The 24,118-nt window shown below is 66.0% G+C and carries 22 protein-coding genes, 1 tRNA gene and 2 pseudogenes; 17 read left to right on the forward strand and 8 right to left on the reverse strand.

Annotated features, from left to right (window positions below; genetic code table 11):
• Positions 1 to 8: 8 nt before the first annotated feature.
• The 5 genes and pseudogenes from FJ986_RS17915 (at position 9) to FJ986_RS17935 (ending at position 7,402) form a co-directional block, all read left to right on the forward strand.
• Positions 9 to 3,752, forward strand: coding sequence for a cobaltochelatase subunit CobN (locus tag FJ986_RS17915; RefSeq protein ID WP_140675291.1), 3,744 nt, complete (start codon positions 9 to 11; stop codon positions 3,750 to 3,752).
• A pseudogene (gene cobG, locus FJ986_RS17920) lies at positions 3,749 to 5,318 on the forward strand (precorrin-3B synthase). Before FJ986_RS17915 ends, cobG begins: the two are co-directional and overlap by 4 nt.
• On the forward strand, positions 5,242 to 5,874 hold the full coding sequence (locus tag FJ986_RS17925; protein WP_140495569.1) for a precorrin-8X methylmutase: 633 nt from the start codon (positions 5,242 to 5,244) through the stop codon (positions 5,872 to 5,874). Before cobG ends, FJ986_RS17925 begins: the two are co-directional and overlap by 77 nt.
• Positions 5,871 to 6,641: a precorrin-2 C(20)-methyltransferase gene (locus FJ986_RS17930; protein ID WP_140554997.1), complete on the forward strand. Its 771-nt coding sequence runs from the start codon at positions 5,871 to 5,873 to the stop codon at positions 6,639 to 6,641. The genes FJ986_RS17925 and FJ986_RS17930 overlap by 4 nt, the downstream gene beginning before the upstream one ends.
• Positions 6,638 to 7,402, forward strand: coding sequence for a precorrin-3B C(17)-methyltransferase (locus tag FJ986_RS17935; protein WP_140521149.1), 765 nt, complete (start codon positions 6,638 to 6,640; stop codon positions 7,400 to 7,402). The genes FJ986_RS17930 and FJ986_RS17935 overlap by 4 nt, the downstream gene beginning before the upstream one ends.
• Here FJ986_RS17935 and FJ986_RS17940 read toward each other — a convergent pair.
• Positions 7,366 to 8,127, reverse strand: a complete 762-nt coding sequence (locus FJ986_RS17940) for a cobalt-precorrin-6A reductase (protein WP_140521150.1) — start codon at positions 8,125 to 8,127, stop codon at positions 7,366 to 7,368. The genes FJ986_RS17935 and FJ986_RS17940 overlap by 37 nt on opposite strands.
• A gap of 1 nt (position 8,128) precedes the next feature.
• Here FJ986_RS17940 and cbiE point away from each other — a divergent pair, with 1 nt between their 5' ends.
• Genes cbiE through FJ986_RS17980 form a run of 8 tightly spaced genes read left to right on the forward strand, consistent with a single transcriptional unit; the run spans position 8,129 to position 14,757 of the window.
• Positions 8,129 to 9,370 (forward strand): precorrin-6y C5,15-methyltransferase (decarboxylating) subunit CbiE, encoded by a 1,242-nt coding sequence (gene cbiE / locus FJ986_RS17945; protein WP_140675294.1) that lies wholly within the window; start codon positions 8,129 to 8,131, stop codon positions 9,368 to 9,370.
• Positions 9,367 to 9,753: a cobalamin biosynthesis protein gene (locus tag FJ986_RS17950; protein WP_140675298.1), complete on the forward strand. Its 387-nt coding sequence runs from the start codon at positions 9,367 to 9,369 to the stop codon at positions 9,751 to 9,753. Before cbiE ends, FJ986_RS17950 begins: the two co-directional genes overlap by 4 nt.
• The gene (cobM, locus tag FJ986_RS17955; RefSeq protein WP_140675300.1) at positions 9,750 to 10,514 is read left to right on the forward strand and encodes a precorrin-4 C(11)-methyltransferase; all 765 of its coding nucleotides are present in this window, start codon (positions 9,750 to 9,752) and stop codon (positions 10,512 to 10,514) included. Before FJ986_RS17950 ends, cobM begins: the two co-directional genes overlap by 4 nt.
• Positions 10,511 to 11,329 (forward strand): uroporphyrinogen-III C-methyltransferase, encoded by an 819-nt coding sequence (gene cobA / locus FJ986_RS17960; RefSeq protein ID WP_140675303.1) that lies wholly within the window; start codon positions 10,511 to 10,513, stop codon positions 11,327 to 11,329. The genes cobM and cobA overlap by 4 nt, the downstream gene beginning before the upstream one ends.
• On the forward strand, positions 11,326 to 12,639 hold the full coding sequence (locus tag FJ986_RS17965; RefSeq protein ID WP_140554993.1) for a cobyrinate a,c-diamide synthase: 1,314 nt from the start codon (positions 11,326 to 11,328) through the stop codon (positions 12,637 to 12,639). The genes cobA and FJ986_RS17965 overlap by 4 nt, the downstream gene beginning before the upstream one ends.
• 3 nt (positions 12,640 to 12,642) lie before the next feature.
• Positions 12,643 to 13,419: an adenosylcobinamide-GDP ribazoletransferase gene (gene cobS / locus FJ986_RS17970; protein ID WP_140516437.1), complete on the forward strand. Its 777-nt coding sequence runs from the start codon at positions 12,643 to 12,645 to the stop codon at positions 13,417 to 13,419.
• Positions 13,420 to 13,443: 24 nt separating this feature from the next.
• Positions 13,444 to 14,454 carry a nicotinate-nucleotide--dimethylbenzimidazole phosphoribosyltransferase gene (gene cobT / locus FJ986_RS17975; RefSeq protein ID WP_140675305.1) on the forward strand — a complete coding sequence of 337 codons (1,011 nt, stop codon included), beginning with the start codon at positions 13,444 to 13,446 and terminating at the stop codon, positions 14,452 to 14,454.
• A gap of 39 nt (positions 14,455 to 14,493) precedes the next feature.
• Positions 14,494 to 14,757 carry a hypothetical protein gene (locus FJ986_RS17980; protein ID WP_140675308.1) on the forward strand — a complete coding sequence of 88 codons (264 nt, stop codon included), beginning with the start codon at positions 14,494 to 14,496 and terminating at the stop codon, positions 14,755 to 14,757.
• A gap of 137 nt (positions 14,758 to 14,894) precedes the next feature.
• Here the strand turns inward: FJ986_RS17980 and FJ986_RS17985 are convergent.
• Positions 14,895 to 14,970, reverse strand: a tRNA-Lys gene (locus FJ986_RS17985).
• A gap of 107 nt (positions 14,971 to 15,077) precedes the next feature.
• Complete coding sequence (locus FJ986_RS17990; RefSeq protein WP_140495414.1) at positions 15,078 to 16,010, reverse strand: PhzF family phenazine biosynthesis protein; 933 nt, start codon at positions 16,008 to 16,010, stop codon at positions 15,078 to 15,080.
• Between the two features lie 130 nt (positions 16,011 to 16,140).
• Here FJ986_RS17990 and FJ986_RS17995 point away from each other — a divergent pair, with 130 nt between their 5' ends.
• From FJ986_RS17995 to FJ986_RS18005, 3 genes are read left to right on the forward strand one after another with little or no spacing between them, the layout of a single operon-like run.
• Positions 16,141 to 17,433, forward strand: a complete 1,293-nt coding sequence (locus FJ986_RS17995) for an efflux RND transporter periplasmic adaptor subunit (protein ID WP_140675311.1) — start codon at positions 16,141 to 16,143, stop codon at positions 17,431 to 17,433.
• Positions 17,434 to 17,437: 4 nt separating this feature from the next.
• The gene (locus FJ986_RS18000) at positions 17,438 to 18,145 is read left to right on the forward strand and encodes an ABC transporter ATP-binding protein (RefSeq protein WP_140564194.1); all 708 of its coding nucleotides are present in this window, start codon (positions 17,438 to 17,440) and stop codon (positions 18,143 to 18,145) included.
• Between the two features lie 2 nt (positions 18,146 to 18,147).
• The gene (locus FJ986_RS18005; protein WP_140521160.1) at positions 18,148 to 19,365 is read left to right on the forward strand and encodes an ABC transporter permease; all 1,218 of its coding nucleotides are present in this window, start codon (positions 18,148 to 18,150) and stop codon (positions 19,363 to 19,365) included.
• 24 nt (positions 19,366 to 19,389) lie between these two features.
• Here the strand turns inward: FJ986_RS18005 and FJ986_RS18010 are convergent.
• The 3 genes and pseudogenes from FJ986_RS18010 to FJ986_RS18020 all read right to left on the reverse strand — a co-directional run.
• Positions 19,390 to 19,638: pseudogene (locus FJ986_RS18010) on the reverse strand (PIN domain-containing protein); the annotation flags it as partial.
• 85 nt (positions 19,639 to 19,723) lie between these two features.
• Positions 19,724 to 20,440, reverse strand: coding sequence for a hypothetical protein (locus FJ986_RS18015; protein ID WP_140516449.1), 717 nt, complete (start codon positions 20,438 to 20,440; stop codon positions 19,724 to 19,726).
• Positions 20,441 to 20,443: 3 nt separating this feature from the next.
• The gene (locus FJ986_RS18020) at positions 20,444 to 21,556 is read right to left on the reverse strand and encodes an endonuclease/exonuclease/phosphatase family protein (protein WP_140675314.1); all 1,113 of its coding nucleotides are present in this window, start codon (positions 21,554 to 21,556) and stop codon (positions 20,444 to 20,446) included.
• A 188-nt stretch (positions 21,557 to 21,744) separates the two neighbouring features.
• Between FJ986_RS18020 and FJ986_RS18025 the strand changes: the two genes are divergently transcribed.
• Complete coding sequence (locus FJ986_RS18025) at positions 21,745 to 22,314, forward strand: BA14K family protein (RefSeq protein WP_140495400.1); 570 nt, start codon at positions 21,745 to 21,747, stop codon at positions 22,312 to 22,314.
• Between the two features lie 69 nt (positions 22,315 to 22,383).
• On the opposite strand, the gene ilvC is transcribed toward FJ986_RS18025, so the two are convergent.
• Together ilvC and FJ986_RS18035 are read right to left on the reverse strand one after the other, a co-directional pair.
• On the reverse strand, positions 22,384 to 23,403 hold the full coding sequence (ilvC, locus tag FJ986_RS18030) for a ketol-acid reductoisomerase (protein ID WP_140495398.1): 1,020 nt from the start codon (positions 23,401 to 23,403) through the stop codon (positions 22,384 to 22,386).
• 25 nt (positions 23,404 to 23,428) lie between these two features.
• Entirely contained in the window at positions 23,429 to 24,082 is a 654-nt protein-coding gene (locus FJ986_RS18035; RefSeq protein WP_140670211.1) for a TetR/AcrR family transcriptional regulator, read from the reverse strand.
• Positions 24,083 to 24,118: the final 36 nt, after the last annotated feature.

Below are 24,118 nucleotides of genomic sequence, written 5' to 3' on the forward strand. Positions count from 1 at the left end.
CGACCGCGATGCACATCCTCACCACCACATCCGCCTCGCTCGACGATCTCGCCGAGCCGGTCGATCTGCGGCAGACGCCGGCGGAAATGGTGGCGCTGTCCTTCACGGACAGCGACCTGGCCGGACTGGCAGCGGCCTGGAAAGGCGACGCCGATCGGCTGCCCACGATGCGGCTGGCCGCGCTGCGCGACCTGCGCCACCCCATGTCCGTCGACCTCTGGATCGACAGCGTCGCCCGTCACGCCAAAGTCATTCTGGTGCGTATTCTCGGCGGTTACGAGTGGTGGCGCTACGGCTGCGACCAGTTGGCCGTGGTTGCCCGTGAGCGTGGCATAAAGCTGGCACTACTTCCCGGTGAAAGCCACGACGAGGATATCAGGCTGATCGAAGCCTCGACGCTGCCGCGCGAGGAACTGGACGGGCTGCTCAATTATTTCCGCCAGGGCGGCCCGGCCAATATGAGCGCGCTGGTGCGCAGGCTGGCGCGGTTGGCGGGGTCTGATGGCGAGATTGCCGAGCCGGTAAGCGTGCCGAAAGCCGGGTTTTATGAGCCGGGGCGCGGAGTCGTGGAGAAGCCGGACTTATCGAATGTTGACGATCCTTCACACCCCCCTCTGTCCGGCAGGACATCTCCCCCGCAAGGGGGGAGATCGGCTGTCATCAAGGCCGGCTCCTCTTCTGTCCCCTTGGACAGGGATTTATCTCGACCATCCGCGATAGGCGAAATCGTCGATGAAAGAGCAATCTCCCCCCTTGCGGGGGAGATGTCCGGTAGGACAGAGGGGGGTGTGACGGAACTCGACGCCGGCAACGTCAACCCACCCGTGATTCCCATCCTCTTCTACCGCTCGATGCTGCTCGCCGCCGATGTCGCGCCCATCGACGCGCTTTTCGAGGCGCTACGGCAGCGCGGCATGCTGCCGGTGCCGATCTTTGTCTCCAGCCTGAAAGACCCGGAATCTCTGGCTTTTGTTGAAACCGCGATTGCCCAGCCCAAGCCCGCCGCCATCATCACCGCGACCGCTTTCGCGTCCGGCGCCGAACCCGGCGTCGAAACCCTGTTCGACCGCGCCGGCGTTCCCGTCTTCCAGGTCATCGTCGCCACCACCCGCCGCGACGTATGGGAGAAGAACCAGCGCGGGCTGGCCCCCGCCGACCTCGCCATGCATGTCGTTCTGCCCGAACTGGACGGCCGCATCCTCGCCGGCGCCGTTTCGTTCAAGGGCGAAAGCGAGACCGACCCGGCGCTCGGCCACCGCGCCTTTGCCAACCGGCCGGAGCCCGATCGCGTCGAACAGGTGGCGGACCGGGTCGCGGCCTTCATCAGGCTTCGGGAAACGCCGCGCGCCGAGCGCAAGGTCGCCATTCTGATCCCCGATTACCCGAGCGCTCCCGGCCGCACCGGCTATGCGGTCGGGTTGGATGTGCCATCCAGCGTGCTGGCGATGCTGCACGACCTCCAGGAACAGGGCTATGTAGTTGAGGGAATTCCCCAAACGTCGCGTGCGTTGCTGGATGCGCTGGAGCGCAGCAAGGCTGGGTTGGAGTTGGATGAGTACCTTGCCTTCTCAACGGAATTGCCGGGCGCAGCAATTGCTGCCGTAGAAGCAGCTTGGGGCAAAGCCGAAGGCGAGACAGGTTTGCGCGAGGCACCCCCCTCTGTCCTGCCGGACATCTCCCCCGCAAGGGGGGAGATTACGCCGTCATCTCTGTCTTCGCCAATCTCCAACGTTGCAAGAGTAGCTCCAGCGTCTAAACTGCCAATCTCCCCCCTTGCGGGGGAGATGTCCGGCAGGACAGAGGGGGGTGTTCAAGCGCTGCCCGCCGCCAAATTCCCCTTCCGCGCCGCGACCTTCGGCAACATCACCGTGGCCCTCGCCCCCGATCGCGGCCGCTCGGCCGACCGCCGCGCCGACTATCACGACCCGACGCTGCCGCCGCGCCATGCATTGCTCGCCTTCGGCCTGTGGCTGCGCAAATTGCTCGGCGTCCATGCGCTCATCCATGTTGGCGCGCATGGCACGCTGGAATGGCTGCCGGGCAAGACGGTTGCGCTTTCGCAAAGCTGCTTCCCCGAGATCGTCACCGGTCCCCTGCCCGTCATCTATCCCTTTATCGTCTCCAATCCCGGCGAGGCGGCGCAGGCGAAGCGGCGGATCGCCGCCGTCACGCTCGGCCATCTGCCGCCGCCGCTCACCGGCGCCGGATTGGACAAGAACCAGCACAGGCTCGAACGGCTGGTCGACGAATACGCCCAGGCTGACGGTCTCGACCGCCGCCGCCGCGACCGTCTGGCCAGTCTGATCGTCGAAACCGCGCAGACGACGGGCCTCGCCGCGGAGGCCGGCGTTGCCCGCACCGACGCGCCGGACGAGGCCCTGCGCCGCATCGATGCCTGGCTCTGCGACCTGAAGGATTTCGCTATCAAGGATGGGCTGCATGTCTACGGCCGCGCGCCCGACGAAGAGCCCGACCTTATGCGCCGGCAAAGCGCCGAGGCCGAAAAGGCCGCCCTTCTTGCCGCGCTCGACGGTCGTCATGTCACCGCGGGCCCGGCCGGCGCGCCCGCGCGCGGGCGTTCCGACGTTCTGCCCACCGGCCGCAACCTGTTCACGTCGGACCCGCGCGCCATGCCGACGCCGACGGCTTACGACATCGGCAAGGCTGCCGCCGAGGAAGTGGTGCGCGCCTATATGCAATCGCATGGCGACTGGCCGCGCTCGCTGATCATCGACCTCTGGGGTTCGGCGTCTTTGCGCACCGGCGGCGAGGAGATCGCGCAGGGGCTTTCGCTGATGGGCTGCCGCCCGCAATGGGATGCCGCCACAGGCCGCGTCACCGGCATCGAGGTGTTGGCGCCGGCAGCGCTTGGCCACCCGCGCGTCGACGTCACCTGGCGCATATCGGGCCTGTTCCGCGACATGTTCCCGACCCAGATCGCGCTGATCGATGCCGCTGCCAACGCCGTTGCCGCGCGCGACGAGGACGATTCGGAAAATCCGCTCGCCGCAAGGACCCGCGCCGAGGGCAAGATCAGCCCGCGCATCTTTGGCACCTCGCCTGGCACTTACGGCGCTGGCGTCGAGGAAATCCTGTCGAGCGGCGACTGGGCGGCGCGCGAGGAAATCGGCCGCGCCTATCTCGATGCCACGTCGCATGCCTATGGCGGCGCCGGCGGTGAGGGGATCGCCGCGCCCGGCGCATTCGAGAACCGCATCGCCGAAGCCGATCTTCTCGTCCACACCGGCGACGATCCCGGCCGCGACATCCTCGAAGGCTCGGCCGATGTCGCTTTCATCGGCGGCTTCTCGGCCGCCCTTGCAGCGCTTGGCAGGAATGCCGACGTCATCGTGCTCGACACGACCGATCCGCAGAGGCCGAAGCCGCGTTCACTTAGTGAGGCCGTGACGCGCGTCGTGCGCGCCCGCGCCGTCAACGCCCGCTTCATAGCGGGCCAGATGCGCCACGGCCCGCGCGGCGCCTCGGAATTCGCCGAAACGGTCGACCGGCTGGTTGGCTTCGCCGAAACCACGCAGGCGATACCGGACGCGCTGATAGAGGCCGTGCACGATGCCTATCTCGGCGACGCGGACGTCCGCGCCTTCATCCTGCGCGAAAACCCGGCCGCCGCGAAAGCCATTGCCGAACGCCTCCTGTCGGCGCGACGGCGGGGCCTCTGGCATCCCTTGCGCAATTCGATCGACGACGACCTCGCGGCACTGATTGCCGAGGCACGGGAGTTGGCGGCATGAACGCCTACTCCCGACGCGGCGCCTGCCCGGCCCTTTCGGCGCCGATGCAGACCGGCGACGGCCTGCTGGTGCGGCTCAACCCGGTCGCCGGAGGCCCATCTTCTGGCGGATTGTCGCCGAAGCTTCTGATCGGGCTGGCAGAATCCGCCCTGCGGCACGGCAACGGCATCATGGAAGTGACAGCGCGCGGCAGCTTGCAAATACGCGGATTGACCACGCAAAGTGCAACCCTGCTGGCGAAGGAAGTCGATGCGCTGGGCATTGTGGTCCGCACTGGCGTACCAGTGGAGACCGGACCACTGGCCGGCATCGATCCGCAGGAGATCGCCGACCCCAGGCCGCTGGCTGATCGGATCAGGGAAGCGGTCGAGGACGCCGGGCTGACGCAGCGGCTCGGGCCGAAGGTTTCGGTCGTTGTCGACGGTGGCGGGCAACTGACGATGGATGCTGTGACGGCCGACGTGCGGCTGAAGGCGGCGAGCACCGAGGCGGGAATCCGCTGGCGGGTGTCGGTTGCCGGTGACGGGCGGAATGCAAGGCTGCTCGCGGTTGCTGATGAAGGTGTGGCTCGTGATATAGCCGTCGCGGCTCTAAGGATGATCGCCGAGAAAGGCCGCGATGCTCACGCAAGGGATTTGTCGGAGCGGCAGTTGGTGTCTCTGGCGGGTTGGCTATGCCTGACAAGTTTGCGCGAGGCGCCCCCCTCTGTCCTGCCGGACATCTCCCCCTCGAGGGGGGAGATCGGCGGCTTCGACGTCGGCTTTTCTTTAGCAGCACCGGAAATTGGCGAAACCGTCGGTGACCACGTAATCTCCCCCCTTGAGGGGGAGATGTCCGGCAGGACAGAGGGGGGCGCCTCGCGCAAACCTATCGGCCTTTTCCCCTTAGCCGGCGACGTCCCCACTCTCGGCATCGGTCTCCCCTACGGCAGCATGCCCACCGAAAGGCTCATCGCCCTCGCTCAAAGCGCCGTCACTCTCGGCACGTCAGAAATCCGCCTCGCCCCGGGCCGCGCCCTGCTCTTCCTCGGCCAGCCACCAGCCGCCAATCCTTCCCTCCAGCAAACAGCCGCCACCCTCGGCTTCGTCACCGCCCCCACCGACCCGCGCACGCGCATCGCTGCTTGTCCCGGCGCGCCGGCTTGCGCCTCGGGTCGCATCGCCACGCGCGACATTGCCGAGGCGATCGCCACCGAAAACGCCGATAGTCTTGACTTCACCTTGCATGTTTCTGGCTGCGCCAAGGGTTGCGCGCATCCCGGCCCAGCGGCGCTGACCGTGGTCGGCGGCGAAAATGGAGCCGGACTTGTCGTGAACGCGACGGCAAAGGCCCTTCCTGCCGGTTACAGGCCGGGCTATGACGCCGCGCGCGGCATCGGCCGCGTCGCGGCGGCAATCCGCAGCGCACGCTATCAGGGCGAGACCGCCGCCGCCTGCCTGACGAGGCTGGGGCCGGCCGACATCGCAGAGGCTTATCGACAGGAATGACAATGGTCGCCTACGACTACATCCACGACGGCACGGCGATCTACGAACGCTCCTTTGCCATCATCCGCGCCGAGGCTGATCTCGCGCGCTTTTCCGAAGCAGAGGCCGATGTCGCGGTCCGCATGATCCATGCCTGCGGCCAAGTGGAAGCCGCCAAGAATTTTGTCTTCTCCAGCGATTTCGTTTCCGCCGCACGGGCCGCGCTTGCCGCCGGCGCGCCGATCTTCTGCGACGCCGAAATGGTCTCGCACGGCGTCACCCGCGCCCGCCTGCCTGCCGGCAACGAGGTGATCTGCACCTTGCGCGACCCGCGCACGCATGAAATCGCCAGGACGATCGGCAACACACGTTCCGCCGCCGCGATCGACCTGTGGGGCGAGCGCATCGCCGGTTCGGTGGTGGCCATCGGCAACGCGCCGACCGCACTCTTCTATCTCCTGGAGAAGCTGCGCGACGGTGCGCCGAAACCGGCCGCCATCATCGGCATGCCGGTGGGCTTCGTCGGTGCCGCCGAATCGAAGGACGCGCTGGCGCAGAATTCCTACGGCGTACCCTATGCAATCGTGCGCGGCAGGCTTGGCGGCAGCGCCATGACCGCGGCAGCCCTCAACTCCCTCGCGAGGCCCGGCCTGTGAACGCGCTCCCCAAAACCGGCTCGAGGGGCCGCCTGGTCGGCGTCGGTACCGGTCCCGGCGACCCGGAACTGTTGACGCTGAAGGCCGCGCGTGCGCTGGCCGAGGCCGATGTGGTGGCGTATTTCGCCAAGCGCGGCAACAACAGCAATGCGCGCGCCATCGTCGAAACGCGCTTCCGGCCCGACATGCTGGAACTGCCGTTGCTCTATCCCGTGACCACGGAGATCGACAAGGATCACGACGATTACCGCGCGCAGATATCGGCCTTCTACGAGGAGTCCGCCGAGACCGTTGCCGGTCATCTGGATGCCGGTAGGATGGTCGCCGTGCTGTCGGAAGGCGATCCGCTCTTCTATGGCTCCTACATGCATCTGCATGTGCGCCTCGCCCATCGTTTTCCGACCGAGGTCATTGCCGGCGTTACCGCCATGTCGGGCTGCTGGTCGGCGACCGGCCTGCCGATCGTTCAGGGCGACGACGTGCTGACCGTGCTGCCGGGCACGATGAGCGAGTTCGAACTGACCCGGCGCCTCGCCGACACCGATGCCGCCGTCATCATGAAGGTCGGCCGCAACCTGCCCAAAATCCGGCGGGCGCTGGAGGCCACCGGCAAGCTGACACGCGCCGTCTATGTCGAGCGCGGCACCATGCCGGGCAGCGTCTCGATGCGGCTCACCGACAAGCCGGACGACAAGGCGCCCTATTTCGCCATTGTGCTCGTTGCCGGCTGGTCCGGACGCCCTGTCGCGTCGGCGGGTGGCGCATGAGCGGCCGCCTCACGGTCATCGGGCTCGGACCCGGCAACGCCGATCAGGTGACGCCGCAGGCGAGCCACGCCGTCGCCGAGGCAAGCTTCTTCTACGGCTACAAGCCCTATCTCGACCGGCTGGAATTGCGCCCGGACCAGACCCGCATCGCCTCCGACAATCGCGAAGAGCTTGCCCGCTCCAACGAGGCGCTGGCGAAGGCGGCCGAAGGTCACAATGTCGCCGTCGTCTCCGGGGGCGATCCAGGCGTCTTCGCCATGGCGGCGGCCGTCTGCGAGGCGATCGAAGCCGGCCCCTCCGAATGGCGCGCGATCGACCTCGCAATCGTGCCTGGCGTCACCGCCATGCTCGCTGTCGCTGCCCGCATCGGGGCACCGCTCGGCCATGATTTCTGCGCCATCTCGCTGTCCGACAATCTGAAGCCATGGGACCTGATCGAACTGCGCCTGCTGGCGGCCGCCGGCGCCGGCTTCGTCATCGCGCTTTACAATCCGATCAGCAAGGCGCGCCCCTGGCAGCTTGGCCGCGCCTTCGAATGTCTGAAGGCCATTCTGCCGGGCACCACGCCCGTCATCTTCGGCCGCGCCGCAGGCCGGCCCGATGAGCGCATCGAGGTGTTCCTGCTGGCGGATGCCGATGCCGACAAGGCGGACATGGCAACCTGCATCATCATCGGTTCGCCGGAAACCCGGATCATCAGGCGCGGTAACAGGCCGGCGCTGGTCTACACGCCGCGCTCCGCGGCAGGCTCGACAAGATGATCGACCATGTCGGCAAGCTGGTCGACGGTCGCAGCCGAAGGAACCTCCGGCAGCGCAGGCCTGTGCACCATGACGACGTCGAGGCCAAGCGCCCGCGCCGCGGCGATCTTGCCATAAGTCGCCGTGCCGCCGCTGTCCTTGGATACAACGATGTCGATACCGTGCCGCTGGAGCAGCGTGCGTTCCTCCGCCTCGCGAAACGGCCCGCGCGCCAGGAGATAGGTGGCATCGGGCACTGCCAGCTTCGGCTCGACCGGATCGACGCTGCGGATGAGATAGTGGTGCTGGGGCGCGGCTTCGAAAGCCGCGACCTCCTGCCGGCCGAGAGCCAGGAATACACGGCGCGGCGCCGGTCCAAGCGCCTGCACGGCATCGCCTGTCGTATCGACCTGCGTCCAGCGATCGCCCTCGACAGGCTCCCAGCCGGGACGGCGCAGAGCGACGATCGGCACCCCGGCCATGCGCGCGGCCTGCGCGGCATTGGCGGAAATTCGCGCCGCGTAGGGATGCGTGGCGTCGATCAGCAGCTCGATGCTTGTCTCCTTGAGATAGACGGCCAGACCATCGGCGCCACCAAACCCTCCACTGCGTACCGGCACGCCCTGCGCCACCGGGCTTTCGGTGCGGCCCGCCAGCGACAGCATCACCGAGTGACCGGCTGCCAGTTTTCCAGCCAGTTGCCGGGCTTCGGTGGTTCCGCCGAGGATCAGAATGCGGTGGGTCATCATGCCTGCTAAGGGTCCGCGCGGCGCCAAGCTCAACCAGAAATGGCTCACCATCGTCGGCATCGGCGAGGACGGTTTAGCGGGTCTCGGCGACGAGGCCAAGCAGCGGATTGCCGATGCGGAAATCATCTTCGGTGGCAAGCGGCACCTTGCGCTCGTTTCATCATTCGCCAAGGGCGATCCGCGCCCATGGCCGGTTCCCTTCGATGCCGAGATGCACGACGTGCTGGCGCTCGCCGGCAAGCGCGTTTGCGTCCTTGCCTCCGGCGATCCCTTTTTCCACGGCGTCGGCGTCACCCTGGCCCGCAAGGTCAAGCCTAGGGAGATGCATGTCATTCCCGCGCCGTCGGCCATTTCGCTGGCGGCCGCTCGCCTTGGCTGGGCGCTGCAGGACATCGAAACCGTCTCGCTGCATGGCCGCCCCGTCGACCTGATTCGTCCATTGCTGCAACCCAACGCACGCATCCTGGCCCTGACATCCGACGGCGATGCACCGGCGGCGATCGCCCGCCTGCTCACCGAGCTTGATTTCGGCGCCTCGCGGCTGACGGTTCTGGAGGCGCTTGGCGGGCCAAAGGAGAACCTGCGCTCGGCCCGCGCCGATGCGTTCAACCTCGAAAACATCAATCCGCTCAATGTACTGGCGCTCGAAATTCAATCTGGTCCGGATGCGCGTATCCTGCCTTTGACATCAGGCCTCGCCGATCATCTGTTCGACCATGACGGCCAGATCACCAAACATGACATCCGCGCCATCACGCTGTCGGCGCTGGCGCCGAGGCGCGGCGAACTGCTGTGGGATATTGGCGCCGGCTCCGGTTCCATCGGCATCGAATGGATGCTCACCCACCCTTCGATGCGCACTGTTGCCATCGAAGCCGACCCGATCCGCGCCGCCCGCATCAGCCACAACGCTGCTGCCTGTGGCGTTCCCGGCCTCATCGTGGTCGAAGGCAGCGCACCCAAGGCGCTTGCAAGGCTCGATACGCCAGATGCGATTTTCATTGGCGGCGGCGGCAGCGACGCCGGCGTGCTGGCCGCCGCCATCAAGGCGCTGCGCGCCGGCGGCCGCCTCGTTGCCAATGCCGTGACGCTGGAAATGGAGATGCTGCTTCTTGCCCGTCATACCGAGCTCGGGGGCGATCTCACCCGCATCGCCATATCCCGCGCCGCGCCTGTCGGTTCGATGCAGGCCTGGCGGCCGGCGATGCCGGTTACCCAATGGAGTTGGATCAAGCCATGATGGTCGCGGGCATCGGCAGCCGAAAGGGCGTGAGCGTCGAGGACGTGCTTGCCGCGATAGAAACCACGCTCGAAGCGCACGGGCTGGCGATGACGGCGCTCTCGTCGCTCGCCACCGCCATGCTCAAGAAAGATGAACAGGCGATCGCTGCCGCAGGTCGCACACTCAACCTTCCCGTCATCGTTGTCGATGAGGCAGCGCTTAAAGCAGCGTCGACGAAGGCGCTCAGCAACTCCAGCCTCTCGCAGGATCTGGCCGGCACACCGTCGGTTTCCGAAGCATCGGCGCTGGCCGTCGCCGGCGAAGGCGCCAGGCTGCTGGGACCACGCATCGTGCTCGGCCCGGTCACCTGCGCCATCGCCATCAGCGGAGACGCGGCATGACCGTGCATTTCATCGGCGCCGGTCCGGGCGCCGCCGACCTCATTACCCTGCGCGGCGCGCGGCTGCTGGCAAGCTGCCCGGTCTGCCTCCATGCCGGCTCGATCGTGGCGCCCGAATTGCTGCAGCATTGCGCCCCGGGAACGAAGCTGATCGACACCGCGCCGATGTCGCTCGAGGAGATCGAGGCCGAATATCTGGCCGCCCACAAGGCCGGCCATGATGTCGCGCGGCTGCATTCCGGTGACCTGTCGGTATGGAGCGCGGTTGCCGAACAGATCCGCCGGCTGGAAAGGCACGGCATTCCCTACACGCTGACGCCGGGCGTTCCCTCTTTCGCTGCCGCGGCGGCTGCTCTGCGGCGCGAGCTGACCATTCCCGAAGTCGCCCAGAGCCTGGTGCTGACCCGCGTCTCCGGCCGCGCTTCAAAAATGCCGCCTGGCGAAACGCTGGCCGGCTTCGGCCGCACCGGCGCCACGCTTGCCATTCATCTTGCCATCCACGCCATCGATCGCATCGTCGCCGAGCTGACGCCGCTCTATGGCCGCGATTGCCCGGTGGCGGTCGTCTTCCGTGCCTCCTGGCCGGACGAGCGCGTGCTGACCGGCACGCTGGAAACCATCGAGGCACAACTGGCCGCCGACCCGATGGAGCGTACGGCCATCATCTTCGTCGGCCGCTCGCTGGCGGCGGAAGGCTTTGGCGAGAGTTCATTGTACGACGCGCATTACCAGCGGCGTTTTCGCGGACGGGACGGATTGTGAGCGACAGCACCAAAAATAAGGGCGAGAACGCCGCGCTCCAACAGGCGCTTGCCCGGCTGAACTTCAAGCCGCGGACGCTTGAGCCCGGCCATGTCTGGCTCGCCGGCGCCGGCCCCGGCGATCCCGGCTGCCTGACGCTGGAAGTGCTGGCGGCGCTGAGTGAGGCGGATGCGCTGGTCTACGATGCGCTGGTCTCCCCGGACGTCGTCGCGGTTGCCGAAAACGCCGACCTTTTCTTTGCCGGCAAGCGCGGCGGAAAACCCTCGATGAAACAGGACGACATAACCGCCCTGCTGGTCCGGCTGGCGCGCCAGGGCCGCCGCGTCGTCAGGCTGAAGGGCGGCGACCCCTATATTTTCGGCCGTGGCGGCGAAGAGGCGCTGGCGCTGGCGCGGGAAAACATCCCGTTCCGCGTCCTGCCCGGCCTCACCTCGGGCCTCAGCGCGCTGGCCGCCACCGGCATCCCCGCGACCATGCGCGGCATCAACAAGGCGGTAATCCTGGCGACCGGCCATGCCGCCGGCACCGATGACGATCTCGACTGGGCCGCGATCGCGCGCACCGGCCAGCCTGTCGTGGTCTACATGGGCATGGCCAATCTGCCTGTGATATCGGCCGCATTGCTCGACGGCGGGCTGGCGCCATCGACGCCGGCGGCGGTGATCGTCGCCGCGACGACGCCGCAGGAGCGCATCGTCGTCGCCACGCTGGCCACCATCGCCGAGGAAGCCGCCGCCGCCGGCCTGTCCGCACCGGCGCTGATCGTCGTCGGCGGCATCGTCGCCATGCGCGCGGCGCTGGCGGGTGCGTCGTGAGCGCCCGCGCGATCATCATCGGCGCGCCGCGCTCCGGCTCGGGCAAGACCAGCGTCACCATCGGTATTTTACGCGCACTCACCCGGCGCGGCCTGAAAGTACGCGGCGCCAAGTCCGGCCCCGATTACATCGATCCCGGCTTCCACACCGCCGCCACCGGCCTGTCCGGCGTCAATCTTGACAGCTGGGCGATGTCGCCGTCGCTGCTCAACGCACTGGCCGTAAATGCCGCCGACGACGCCGATTTTGTCATCCTCGAAAGCGCCATGGGCCTGTTCGACGGCATTCCGGCCGCGCCGGGCCGCAGCGGTTCGGCGGCCGATCTCGCGCGGCTCTACGGCCTGCCGGTGCTGCTGGTGCTGGACGTTTCCGGCCAGTCGACCACGGCGGCGGCCGTCGCCAAGGGGTTCGCCACCTATGATCCGGAGGTTCGCATGGCGGGCGTCGTGCTCAACCGGCTGGGCAGCGAGCGCCACCGCCGGCTGTCCGGCGACGCCATCGAGGCGATCGGCCTGCCGGTCGTCGGCGCCATCCTGCGCGATCCCACCTTGAACCTGCCCGAACGCCATCTCGGCCTCGTCCAGGCCGGTGAATATGATGACCTGATGGCGCATCTCGACCGGTTGGCCGACATGGCGGAAAAGTCGCTCGACCTCGACGCCGTCATGGCGCTGGCAACACCTCTCGCCCCGGAGCCCGGCAGCTTCGACGATGCGCTGCAGCCGCCCGGCCAGCGCGTCGCACTTGCCGAGGATACCGCCTTCACCTTCCTCTATCCGCACGTCGCGGCCTACTGGCGCAAGGCCGGCGCGGAGATGGTTCCGTTCTCGCCGCTCGCGGACGAGGCGCCCGACGACAGCTGCGACGTCTGCTGGCTGCCCGGCGGTTATCCCGAGCTTCACGCCGGCCGTCTCGCCGCTGCTGCGAATTTTCGGAGAGGAATGGCAAGGTTTGCCGGGACGAAGCCCATCCATGGTGAGTGCGGTGGCTTCATGGTGCTTGGCGAAGCTCTGGAAGATGCATCTGGCGAAACACACAAAATGCTCGGCCTGCTCGGCCATTCAACCAGCTTCGCCAAGCGCAAGATGAACCTCGGCTATCGCGAAGCACGGCTGCGCGCCGACTGTCCGCTCGGCCCGCGGGGCGCGTTGATCCGTGGGCACGAATTCCACTATGCGCAGATGACGGCGACCGGCGATGACGAGCCCCTGGCCGACCTCGCAGACGGGCAAGGCAATCCGATCGGCGCCTCGGGCTACCGGCGCGGCCAAGTCAGCGGCACCTTCTTCCATGCCATCGCAAGGGGCTGAGGCATGAAGTTCCCGAAGGTCACCCTTTCGCCCCGGCAAATCCCCAGCGATGTTGCCCTCTGCCTGGTCTTCTTCACCAGGCTGCCCTTGCCCGTCATCGACTTTCGCGGCCGCAGCCTTGCCGCCGCGATCTGGGCCGCCCCGGTCGCCGGCCTCGTCGTCGGCCTGATCGGCGCCATCGTCTTTGCCACGGCGGAACGGTTTGGCCTTGCCATCGGGTCGGCGGCAGCCCTTGCCCTGGTTGCAACCGCGGTCACCACCGGCTGCCTGCACGAGGACGGGCTGTCCGATGTCGCCGACGGTTTTGGCGGCGGCAACACGCGCGGTCGAAAGCTGGAGATCATGCGCGACAGCCGAATCGGCGCCTACGGCGCCATGGCGCTGGCGCTGTCGCTGCTCATCCGCTGGAGCGCGCTGTCGGAATTCGTCGATCCCACACAAGCTCTCTTCGCGCTCCTGGCCGCCCATGCGGCCTCGCGCGGCGTATTCGGCACCTTCATGCATCTCTTGCCCCCGGCGCGCGACGATGGCCTCTCGGCCGGCGCCGGCACCGTCTCGCGGGAAATTGCCCTCGCCGGCGCCGTGCTCGGCGCCATCCCGCTCCTCCTGCTCGGGCTTGGCGGCGCCATCGCGGCGCTTATCCTGCTCGGACTGCTGTTTGCCGCCTTCCACGCGCTTTGCCTCAACCAGATCGGTGGCCAGACCGGCGACACGATCGGCGCTATGCAACAGGTGAGCGAAATCGCGGTGCTGCTCGTCGCTTCCGTAGCCCTTTCCTGACTCTGTTTCGGAGAATTTCCTTCCATGGCTTTCAAATCCCTAGATGAACTGCGCGCTGCTTGCCTCGACCTGCCTGATGGCGATGACGCCGCCGCGAGCGCGGTCGCTCGCCGCCAGGACACGTTGACCAAGCCGCAGGGCAGCCTCGGCCGGCTTGAGTCCATCGCCGCGTGGCTGGCGCGCTGGCAGGGCCGCGACATGCCTAGGCTCGAGCGGGTGAAAGTTTTCGTCTTCGCCGGCAACCACGGCGTTACCGCGCAAGGCGTGTCGGCTTATCCTTCGGAAGTCACGGTGCAGATGGTGGCGAATTTCGCCGGCGGCGGTGCGGCCATCAACCAGCTCGCCCGCATCGCGGGCGCCGAACTCGACGTCATTCCGCTCGATCTCGACCATCCGACCGGCGATTTCACGCAAACGCCGGCGATGGACGACAAGGCATTTCTTGCCGCCGTCTCGGCCGGCTACGATGCGATGACTGATGATCTCGATCTCGTCTGCTTCGGCGAGATGGGTATCGGCAACACCACGCCGGCCGCCGCGATCTCGGCGGCGCTGTTCGGCGGCGATGCCGAAAAATGGACCGGACGCGGCACCGGCGTCGACGATGCCGGCCTCGAGCGCAAGGTGGTTGCCATCGAATCGGGCTTGAAGCGCCACGCCGCCATTCTTGCCGACCCCCTGGGGGTTGCCGCGGCGCTCGGCGGCCGCGAACTCGCCGCCATCTTCGGCGCCACGCTTGCCGCCCGTCACATGGGCATACCGGTGCTGCTTGACGGCTTCGTCTGCACCGCAGCCGCAGCACCTTTGGCAAAGCTGCACTCCACAGGCCTTGCTCATACGATCGCCGCCCACGTCTCGGCTGAATCGGGTCACCGCGGCCTGCTCGAAGCGCTCGACCTGCCGCCGCTGCTCGACCTCGGCATGCGGCTCGGCGAAGGCTCCGGCGCTTGCCTCGCCGTCAACATCGTCCGCTCGGCGCTGGAGTGCCATGCGAGGATGGCGAGCTTTGCCGAGGCCGGCGTGTCGGAGAAGTAACATCTTCCGGTTGTAGCGATTCTCGAATAGATCTGGTGGATGAAAAAGCTTCACCCGGCTGCCGCTGCTATGACTATCGCCGTGCTGCTTGCTGGTGTGCTTCGGCACAGCGGATATTCAACTTACGGCCCGATCGACACCGCAATTCTCGTTGTTTTTCTGGTTTTCTTCTGGTGGCTCATCAGCGATTTCTCAGGCGGAAAGGCCGCCATTGATGCCGACGACGGTCGGAGCGCGCACAACGGCATGGCTTTTCGGTTCGGCAGGTTTCTGAGCCGCGTTTTTCGGCGCGGCCAATCGTAGTCTTTGACCAAGCTGCAAAGTCCCGCGTCTCACCTGGCCAACGGCGGCCGGGTTGCGAAGGCAGCCAAACACTGATGAACGAGCGCGGCAATTGAACCGGCCTATTCAGGGTCTTTCCACCAAGTCTTTGAAGAATTTGGTGGGTGCGCACAGGATTGAACTGTGGACCCGCTGATTAAGAGTCAGCTGCTCTACCAACTGAGCTACGCACCCACTCGGCCGGCAAAAACCGGCGTTGGCGGGCATATAGCCGCCGATGCCGGTCCTGTCCAGCCCTGCCGGAATCATTTCCCGACAAATCGCTGAAGTGACGCAGATGGTCAGACGAACAGCTTGCCTTCCGCCACCTTGACCGCGTTGCCACCGATGCGCGCCGAGACCAGTTTTCCGCCCTGTACACTTAGTTCCAGGCGGATACGCGAGGGCCGCCCCATCTCCAGCCCCTGTTCGATCCACAGCTGCGAAACGCCATCCGTCGGAGCGTCGAAATGCATGACGGCGCCGGCGAAAGCCGCCGCCGCCGAGCCGGTCGCCGGGTCCTCGTAGGAAGGCGTGCCGGGCACGATCATGCGCACATGGAAGGCGCTCTCGTGGTTCACCGTCTCTCGGCAATAGACATAGGGACTGGCAAAGGCCCATTCGCTCTTGCGCGGCGCCAGTTCCGACCAGGCCTGATTGTCGAGCCGGATCCGGCCGGCCGCCTCCAGATTGGCCACCGGTATGGTCACGTAGGGCACGCCCGCCGACCAGAACGCGACGCGGTGATTCTCGAAACCGATCTCGTGCGGCGCCAGGCCAAGGGCGGCGCCGATCGCCACCGGGTCGGCTTCGAGCTTCAGCGGCTCCGGCAACTTCGCCAGGTCGAATTCGGCGAATGTCGCGCCATCATGCTTGCTGACGGCGCAGCGCACCGGGCCGATGTTTTCCTCCAGCACGAAAATGCTCGCAGCGCCATCATTGTCGGCCATTTCAGCGAGCGCGATATCGGCCAGTTCGGCCAGCGCGATCGCCGAACCCACGGTCGGGTGGCCGGCGAAAGGCATTTCATAGTCGGGCGTGAAGATGCGGATGCGGGCGCGGTGCTTGGGATTGTCCGGCGGCAGCACGAACACCGATTCCGACAGGTTGAACTCTCGCGCGATGGCCTGCATCGCAGCCGTGTCCAGTCCGCCGCTGTCCAACACCACCGCCAGCGGGTTGCCGGCCAGCCGATCGGTCGTAAACACATCGTAAAGCAAGTAATCGCGTCTCATGGAGGAAACCTTCCGCTTTGATCCGAATTTCTGCCTCAATCCCAACATGAGCGAAATTTAATTTGATATTCGAACCATTAGCACTGATCTGTGCACTCATAGGGACTTATTGCGCTTCAGGGGGTCCGGCGTGGACCAGATTGTCAATCTGCCAAAGACGGAATCGGATTCCGCCATCGAGACCGCGCTCGGGCTCGACCAGACGGGGCGGCGCAAGAATCGCCGCCGCGGCTGGCTCTATGCGCTGCTGGCGCTGATCGTCCTTGTCGCGGCTTTTGCCGGCTACCAGTGGTATGCCGGCTCGCCGGTCAAGATCGACTATACGACGGCGCCCGCCGCCAAGGCCGACCTCACTGTCGAGGTTTCGGCGACCGGCACCTTGCAGCCCCTCACCCAGGTCGACATTTCCAGCCAGCTCTCGGGCATCATCCGTTCAGTCTCGGTCAACGAGAACCAGCAGGTCAAGAAGGGCGATGTGCTGGCCGCGCTCGACACCGCCAAGCTGCAGGTGCAGATCGAACGCGCCGAGGCATCCGCCAAGGCGGCCGCCGCCAATGTCGCGGACGCCACCGTGACGCTGGCCGAGAATGAAAGCGCGCTCGTGCGCGCCGCCGCCCTCACCAAGCGCGGCATGGCCACCGACCAGTCGCTCGAAGCGGCGACCGCGACCCGCGACCGTTCGAAGGCAGCGCTCGATAGCGCCGAGGCCAATCTCGCCATCGCCAACGCCGACCTGAAATCGCAGCAGACCGACCTTGCCAACAGCACCATCTATGCGCCGATCGACGGCATCGTGCTGACGCGCTCTGTCGACCCCGGCCAGACGGTCGCCTCATCGCTGCAGGCGCCGGTGCTGTTCATCATCGCCGCCGATCTCAGGAACATGGAACTGGTGGCGGCGGTCGACGAAGCCGATATCGGCGCGGTGAAGCCGGGCCAGCATGCCCGCTTCACCGTGGATGCCTTCCCGGAGCGGCCGTTCGACGCCGAGATCCGCGACATCTCCTACGCCTCGGTCACCACCGACGGCGTCGTCACCTACAATGCGCGGCTCGAGGTCGACAACAGCGAGCTGTTGCTGCGCCCCGGCATGACCGCCACTGTTTCGGTCGTCACCCGGCAGGCCAAGGACGTGCTGACCGTCCCCTCCTCCGCCTTCCGCTATCGTCCTGCGCAGCAGGCCGCCCGCGGCTGGAACCTGAGCGACCTGTTCACCGGCCGCATGGGACGTCCCGGCGGCAATCGCCAGCGCCAGGCGGCAGCGCCGCCGACCGACGGCTCACGCATGCTCTACGTGCTGGAGAAAGGCCGTCCGCATCCGGTCAACGTCAGGATCGGCTCGACCGACGGCGAGCTGACCGAGATCACCTCGGGCCTGTCAGAGGGGGCGCAGGTCATCACGGCCTCGCAGCAGCGGAGCTGACGCCGTGGCGATGGGCGCCCCCCTCATCACCTTCGACAAGGTCTGGAAGAGCTACGGCCATGGCGAAGCCAAGGTGCACGCGCTGGCCGGCGTCGACCTGGCGATCCGGCGCGGCGAATTCGTCGCCATCATGGGCCCGTCCGGCTCCGGCAAATCGACGGCGATGAACATCATCGGCTGCCTCGACACGCCGACCGCCGGCACCTATTCCTTCATGGGCGTCGATGCTGGCCGGCTCGACCGCAACCGCCGCGCCATGCTGCGCAACCTCTATGTCGGCTTCGTCTTCCAGGGCTATAATCTGCTGGCGCGCACCACGGCGGCGGAAAATGTCGAACTGCCGCTGATCTATCGCGGCGTGGCCGGCCGCGAGCGCCGCGATCTTGCCATGCAGGCGCTGGCGCAAGTCGGCCTTGTCGGTCGCGAGCATCACACGCCGGCCGAGCTTTCCGGCGGCCAGCAACAGCGCGTGGCGATCGCGCGCGCCATCGTCACGAGGCCGACGCTGCTCGTCGCCGACGAACCGACCGGCAATCTCGACACTGCCCGCACGCACGAGATCATGGAGTTGCTGACGCAACTGAACAAGGAGCTTGGCCTGACCATCACCATGGTCACCCACGAGGCCGACGTCGCCGAATATGCCGAGCGCACGGTGCGCTTCCTCGACGGCCATGTCGCCTCGGACACCATGACCGTCGAGGTGGCCTGACAATGCTCTGGGAAACCGTCCGCCTCTCCTTACGCTCGATCCGCCGCAACATGCTGCGCTCGTTCCTGACCTTGCTCGGCATCGTCATCGGCGTCGCCGCGGTCATCGCCATGCTCACCATTGGCGCCGGCACCACCGCCAAGGTCAAGGACGACATCGCCAAGCTCGGCAGCAATCTTCTGGTTGTGCGCTCCGGCCGCCCGGCCGGTCCCGGCGGCCCGGGCGGGCTCGACCAGGTCGTCCGTCCGCTCACCGAAAAGGATCTTGCCGCGCTCATTGCCCATCTGACAGGCGCACGCGCCATTTCGCCGGCCTCGCAGAAGCAGGTCCGCGTCATCTTCGGTACCGAGAGCCTGACCTCCGGCGTCACCGGCACCGACAGTGCCTATCTCGATGCTCGCGACTGGAAACTGGTCTCAGGCCGTTCGTTCAGTGAGTCCGAGACCCGCTCGGGCACCGGCGTATGCCTGATCGGCGAGACGGTGCGCCAGCAGTTCTTCGGCGCTGGCGACCCTGAGGGCGAAATCATCCGCGTCAACCGCACCTCCTGCAAGATCATCGGCCTGCTCGAGCCGAAGGGCTATACCGGCTTCGGCCAGGACCAGGACAATGTCGTCTTGATGCCGCTGCATGCCTATCAGCGGCGCATTGCCGGCAACCGCAACATCGACAACATCTACGTCGCCGCCGACGACCGCACGCCCACCAGCGAGCTGCAGCCGCGCGTCGAGGATATTTTGCGCGACGCCAGACGCCTCACGCCCGACCGCGAAAGCGATTTCGCGATCCGCGACATGACCCAGATCGCCGACGCCATGGCCAGCGCCACCACCACCATGACCGGGATGCTGGGCGCGGTCGCCGGCGTCAGCCTGCTGGTCGGCGGCATCGGCATCATGAACATCATGCTGGTGTCGGTCACCGAGCGCACCCGCGAGATCGGCATCAGGCTCGCCATCGGCGCGCATGAAAAGCACATCCTCATCCAGTTCCTGGTCGAGGCGACGGTGCTGTCGCTGCTCGGCGGCATCATCGGCATCCTGATCGGGCTCTCGCTGGCCGGTCTCGCCTCGGCGACGCTGGCCATTCCCTTTGCGCCGAGCCCGGCAGTCATCCTGCTCGCCGTCGGCTTTTCCGCGCTGATCGGCATGGTCTTCGGCTTCTTCCCGGCGCTGCGCGGCGCCAGGCTCGACCCGATCGACGCGCTGCGGCATGAATAAGGCGATTGGAAAGCAAAGGCGCGGCTACGACGCTGTTTCCCAGGGATTGATGGTATTCAATCCGGCGGCCGCGAATGGACTGGTGTCGCGGGTGGCGACCGTAAGACCGTTTGCTGCGGCCGTGGCTGCGATGTAGCCATCCGCATTGCCGATCGCCTTTCCTGAGGCTCTCGCCTTTACCATGAGGTCGGCATAGGCGCGCGACGCGTCGAGGTCGAAAGGCAGAATGCGGCCTGCAAACAGTGGCAACACATCCTGATCGAGACGATTGTCCGCGCACGCACCCGATGTTTGGGGTTGCAGGCAGCCACTCAGACCTTCGTATGCCGGCATTGGCGATCAGCACGGAAGGTAAGGTTTAGTCCGCGTTCGCAAAATGCCACTCGATCAGCGGCTTCATGTGCGGCATCAGCCCGTGCGGCAGGTCGGCGGCGTGGCGGATGATGACCGGACCGACGATCTCCGGTTCGGCCTCGGTTGCGACGAAGGCCGAGATGCGCCGCGCGATCTCCTCGGCGGGCTCGGGAACCCGGTAGCGGCGGAAGATCACCGTGCCGCTTTCCGTCGACAGGGCATGGTAATGCAGGCCGCGTGCGGCGCCTGAAATGTCGAGGCCGGTTTCTTCCCGCACCTCGCGGATCATATTGAAATCGACATCGACGAGGCCATCGCGAAAATCGGCCGGTTCGAAGGAACCGGCGGCGAAATAGACGCGGCCGGCAGTAACGGTGTGGGCGGCCATGCGAATCGCCACCAGCGCATTGTCGCCGGCCACAAGCATGGCATGGGCATAGGCGTGCTCGGCGCCGGAATTCTCGCGCCGTTTACGCCAAAGCATGAACGTGGAGTAGTTGACCGCGTGGCACCGGCCGACGAGGCGATTGTCGCGCCAGGCCAGTCGCGAGAGCAGCACCACGGGGCCGTCGAAGAGCGCGGGGTTGGCCGCGATCTCATGCTGCCAGTTCGCGGCGATCGCCTCGGCATTATCCAGCGAAAAAGGATGCGGGCCAGGGTCGAGCCGGACATCGACGGCGTCGACCGGCAAAATAACGTTGCGCGGCAGGTCGAAGCTCACGGCTCAGGCCATGTCCAGCGTGATCGCCACCGGACAATGGTCCGATGCCTTGGGCCGGTCCCAGCCGGCGCGCGGAAAGCGCTCCACTTCCTGGCCGGCAGGAAAGATCGTGCGCCAGGGCTGGCCGTTGCGGATGATGTCCGGGACGGCGGTGGCGTTCTTAGCCGCCAATCCCTTGGACAGCAGGATATAATCGAGCTGGCACAAATGCCGCTCTTGCGGCCCACGCGTGTGGTAGAAGGTCCAGCGGTTCATTTCCGGCCGCCTCTCGACCACGTTTTCGCAAAAACCGCCGGCCGTCAGCACGTTGATGCAGGACAGGTTCTCGTCGACCACCTCGAAACGATAGCCGTCGAATTCGTCGCCGGCGATCTTCACGCGCTGGCGGTAATCGTTCATGTCGCCGCAGATCGCCCAGCGCTTGTCGGCTGCATGATCCGCCCCGAAGCGCTCCTCGATGATCCGGCGCACCGCCTGCGCCTCCGCGATGCGGACCGGCATCGTCGCTTCACGCCCGTCGAGCCCGTTGCGGGGCGAGCCCATCGACTTGAAGTGCACGAGATAGAGTGTCAGCGGCGAACCGCCAACGGTAATGTCCACTTCCAGGCAGTCGCGCCGGAAGATACGTTCATTGGGCTGGTTGCCGAGCGCCGCCAGCTCCGGCGTGTGCAGCCCGAACTGTTCATAGGCCACATAGGCGTGGCTGGTCATGCGCACGAATTCGATGGGCTGGCCCTGCGCGGTCTCGCTGCGCATCATCACGGCGACGTCGATGCCGCGCGAATCATTGCCGGCAGCGGTGTACTTCTGGCGGTAGCCCTGCCCCACCATCTTGAAAAGATAGCCATATTCGAACGCCTTGAGGGCTTCGATATTGTCGACCTCCTGCATGCAGATGATATCCGCGCGCGTGGCCGCTATGGCCAGCGCCGTCAGCTGCCGCATGTCGTCCGACTGCGCGATGGCGCGGGCCTGCTCCAGCATCTTGTACTCGGCCTCGCTCTGGATATCGAAGAGAGCCAGCGTCCGGTCCTCGTTGAGCTGGTTGCGGTATCCGGAGAAATCGAACCTGTTCATCAGGTTCTCGACATTGAAGGTTGCAAGACGCAGCGACATATCATGACCTTTGCCCGCAAGCGCGGCAGAAAACAAGGCCGGGCAACCACCAGCTGGAATCGATTGATCCTGGCGCGCCTCGCGCCATGGTTGAGGGAACCTTTCCGTTCATCCGCCGTTCAGACGCAAAGACCCACAGTGGGCCCATCCCAGGGTCGGCGTGGGGCCTGTTCTCTTGGAGAAGTGCAATGAACGCGCTCTTTTCTTCCACAGTCAAATCCGGGCTGATAGCGCTCGGTATCTTCTCCGGCATCACGGCACCATCCGCTGCCGGACCAATCCTTCAGCCGGAGCTGTCGATCCCAGCCAGCACCGCGGCGCCGACGGTCACGCCTGTGCGTGACAGCTGGGCCGGCGGCAACAACCGGAGCTTCAACAACGACTGGAGATGGCGCCGGTCGGGCGGGTGGAACCACGGCAATTGGAACCGCGGCGATTGGGGCGGCCGTCACTGGAGCGGTCGTCACTGGAACGGCGGCGATGATTGGCGTTGGCGCCGCCACCATTATCGCGGCCGCTACTATGATGACAGCGCCGGCGCCGCGATCCTGGGGCTTGGCTTGGGGCTCGGCCTCGGCAGCATGTACAACAACTACAATTACTACGATGCACCGCCGCGCCGCTACTATCGCGCCGGCCGGCTGTCGAGCGCCCATGTCCGGTGGTGCTACAACAGATACCGCTCGTATCGCGCTTACGACAACACCTTCCAGCCCTATAACGGCCCACGCCAGCAGTGCTACTCGCCCTATCGCTGAGCCAGGCCGCACAATCCTGCAATAAAAAACGGCGCCGCGCGGCGCCGTTTCTTTTGGAGCGTGGATCGCTCAGTTCTTCGCCTTGTCGACCAGCTTGTTCTTGGAGATCCACGGCATCATCGCGCGCAGCTTGGCGCCGACTTCCTCGATCTGATGGCTGTCGTTGTTGCGGCGGATGCCCTTGAAACGCGACAGGCCGGCACGGTATTCCTGCATCCACTCCGAGGTGAACTTGCCGGTCTGGATATCCTTCAGCACCCGCTTCATCTCGGCCTTTGTCTCGGCGGTGATGATGCGCGGCCCCGAGACATATTCGCCCCATTCGGCGGTGTTCGAGATCGAGTAATTCATGTTGGCGATGCCGCCTTCATAGATCAGGTCGACGATCAGCTTGACCTCGTGCAGGCACTCGAAATAGGCCATTTCGGGCGCATAGCCGGCTTCCACCAGCGTCTCGAACCCGGCGCGGATCAACTCCACCAGGCCGCCGCACAGCACGACCTGCTCGCCGAACAGATCGGTCTCGCATTCCTCGCGGAAATTGGTCTCGATGATACCCGAACGGCCGCCGCCGACGCCGCAGGCGTAGGAGAGCGCGAGGTCGAGCGCGTTGCCCGAAGCATCCTGGTTGACGGCGACCAGGCACGGCACGCCGCCGCCCTTCTGGTATTCGCCGCGCACCGTATGGCCGGGCCCCTTCGGCGCGATCATGACGACGTCGACCGTCGACTTCGGCTCGATCAGGCCGAAATGCACGTTGAGGCCATGCGCGAAGGCGATTGCCGCGCCGTCGCGGATGTTCGGCGCGATCTCGTTTTTGTAGATGTCGGCCTGCAATTCGTCGGGCGTCGCCATCATCATCAGGTCGGCCCATTTGGCGGCGTCGGCCACGCTCATCACCTTGAGCCCGTCGGCCTCGACCTTCTTGGCGGTCGCCGATCCGGCCTTGAGGCCGATGGCGATCTCCTTGGCGCCGGAATCCTTGAGGTTGAGCGCATGCGCCCGGCCCTGGCTGCCATAGCCGATGATGGCGACCTTCTTGCCCTTGATCAGGTTGAGATCGGCATCACGATCGTAATAGACGCGCATTTTTGTCTTCCTTCCCGTTTGAAGATCAGAGGCCTTGCGGCCCGGTTTTTGCTCCGAAAAGAGCGAGAAACTGCTGCGTCGCGCGGACGGCATCACCGCCGATCGCCGCCTCAGTCAATTCCAGCCGGTCGCCAAGCAAGAGACGGATCTGCACGTCGCGGGCGACCAGCCCGAAAAACGTACGGAACGCCGTCTCGGCGTCCGAGAAATCGAGCAGCCCGGCCTGGCGGCCGGCCTCCAGCACCGGCTTCAGGCGCTTGGCGAGGGCAAACCGCCCGTTCTCCAGCACCACCGCGCCAAGATCATCCTTGCCCGAACCGGCATGGCCGACCGCCACCCGGTTGAGTGCGATCGAAGTGTCGCTGGAAATGACCTTCAGCCAGTCGGAAGCAAATCGCTCCAGGCTCGCGGCCAACGACGCAAGGTCGAGCCCCCTGCCGTCGACCGCCGTCACCCGCACCTTCGAGGCCTGCCATTGCACCGTCGCCGTCAGCAGTCCGTCGCGGTCGCCGAACCATTTGTAGAGCGTTTCCTTGGAGCAGCTCGCCCGCCGCGCCACTGCGGTCATGGTCAGATTGTCGCCCTCTTCGACCAGCAGGCGGAGCGCTGCATCCAGGACCGCCTTCTGACGCTCCGTCAGCGCTTCGCCGTTGTCGATATCGGCATTTGCCTCCAACACGCTCTGTTCCCGTTTGATGGTAGAGCCGTAGATCGC

The sequence above is a fragment of the Mesorhizobium sp. B1-1-1 genome (assembly GCF_006442955.1).
Lineage (GTDB): Bacteria > Pseudomonadota > Alphaproteobacteria > Rhizobiales > Rhizobiaceae > Mesorhizobium.

Excerpts from the sequence above, each read along its gene's own strand:
- FJ986_RS18005 (WP_140521160.1), top strand. The coding sequence starts at position 18,148 with ATGCTCTGGGAAACCGTCCGCCTCTCCTTACGCTCGATCCGCCGCAAC.
- ilvC (WP_140495398.1), bottom strand. The coding sequence starts at position 23,403 with ATGCGCGTCTATTACGATCGTGATGCCGATCTCAACCTGATCAAGGGC.
- FJ986_RS17935 (WP_140521149.1), top strand. The coding sequence starts at position 6,638 with ATGAGCGGCCGCCTCACGGTCATCGGGCTCGGACCCGGCAACGCCGAT.
- FJ986_RS18025 (WP_140495400.1), top strand. The coding sequence starts at position 21,745 with ATGAACGCGCTCTTTTCTTCCACAGTCAAATCCGGGCTGATAGCGCTC.
- FJ986_RS17925 (WP_140495569.1), top strand. The coding sequence starts at position 5,242 with ATGGTCGCCTACGACTACATCCACGACGGCACGGCGATCTACGAACGC.
- FJ986_RS17980 (WP_140675308.1), top strand. The coding sequence starts at position 14,494 with ATGAAAAAGCTTCACCCGGCTGCCGCTGCTATGACTATCGCCGTGCTG.
- FJ986_RS17940 (WP_140521150.1), bottom strand. The coding sequence starts at position 8,127 with ATGACCCACCGCATTCTGATCCTCGGCGGAACCACCGAAGCCCGGCAA.
- cbiE (WP_140675294.1), top strand. The coding sequence starts at position 8,129 with ATGCCTGCTAAGGGTCCGCGCGGCGCCAAGCTCAACCAGAAATGGCTC.
- cobS (WP_140516437.1), top strand. The coding sequence starts at position 12,643 with ATGAAGTTCCCGAAGGTCACCCTTTCGCCCCGGCAAATCCCCAGCGAT.
- cobM (WP_140675300.1), top strand. The coding sequence starts at position 9,750 with ATGACCGTGCATTTCATCGGCGCCGGTCCGGGCGCCGCCGACCTCATT.
- FJ986_RS17950 (WP_140675298.1), top strand. The coding sequence starts at position 9,367 with ATGATGGTCGCGGGCATCGGCAGCCGAAAGGGCGTGAGCGTCGAGGAC.
- FJ986_RS18020 (WP_140675314.1), bottom strand. The coding sequence starts at position 21,556 with ATGTCGCTGCGTCTTGCAACCTTCAATGTCGAGAACCTGATGAACAGG.
- FJ986_RS17915 (WP_140675291.1), top strand. The coding sequence starts at position 9 with ATGCACATCCTCACCACCACATCCGCCTCGCTCGACGATCTCGCCGAG.
- cobT (WP_140675305.1), top strand. The coding sequence starts at position 13,444 with ATGGCTTTCAAATCCCTAGATGAACTGCGCGCTGCTTGCCTCGACCTG.
- FJ986_RS17990 (WP_140495414.1), bottom strand. The coding sequence starts at position 16,010 with ATGAGACGCGATTACTTGCTTTACGATGTGTTTACGACCGATCGGCTG.